We start from the raw sequence: 642 nt of genomic DNA, 5'->3' as shown, positions 1-642 counted from the left end.
CAGAGTCTTTTAATGCGAAAATCAAAAACTTTAGATTGCAACTAAGAGGGGTAAAAGACAGAACCTTTTTCTTATTCAGATTATCCAAACTTTTTGCATAGCCCCCAACTTTTGCGCCTGATCCATTGAAACCCCTTAGGGTATTCATTCTCTTTTTTAGGATCATAGAAACGACACTCAACAAACCATTGTTTTGGAATTTTGGATTTACTTGTAAAAGTTTTATAATTTTTCGGAGAAATGTAAACTTCGGTTCTCTCACAACCGTTGGCAAGTTTAATTAATTCTTTTTTCATTTTGGTAGATTTTAATGTTGACCTTGATGTTGACATCAATTATTTTCTACCATTGTCGAAGCTATTCAAAAACTCGAAAAACCTAATGTAGGAACGGTTTTCCAATTGAGCCAATATCGGGATTTGAACCCGAGACCTCTTCCTTACCAAGGAAGCGCTCTACCCCTGAGCTATATCGGCTTGAAGCAAAAAAATCACACTATATAGCGTGATTTTCTTTGAGCGGAAGACGGGGGTCGAACCCGCGACATTCAGCTTGGAAGGCTGACGCTCTACCAACTGAGCTACTTCCGCAATTTTGTTTCCAAAACTATTGGTAAACGCTGTGCAAACTTAGGAAAAATCC

2 tRNA genes are annotated in these 642 nt (G+C 38.2%); both read right to left on the bottom strand.

From position 1 onward, the window contains the following. Positions 1 to 404: 404 nt before the first annotated feature. Positions 405 to 476: transfer RNA gene (locus CHRY9293_RS18505), tRNA-Thr, on the bottom strand. 41 nt (positions 477 to 517) lie between these two features. Next, positions 518 to 590: transfer RNA gene (locus CHRY9293_RS18500), tRNA-Gly, on the bottom strand. Between the last annotated feature and the right edge of the window lie 52 nt (positions 591 to 642).

Source organism: Chryseobacterium potabilaquae, from assembly GCF_902728265.1.
In the GTDB taxonomy this organism is placed as follows: domain Bacteria; phylum Bacteroidota; class Bacteroidia; order Flavobacteriales; family Weeksellaceae; genus Chryseobacterium; species Chryseobacterium potabilaquae.
The sequence above is the reverse complement of the archived record's forward strand: the minus strand, read 5'-3'. Positions and strand labels throughout refer to the sequence as shown.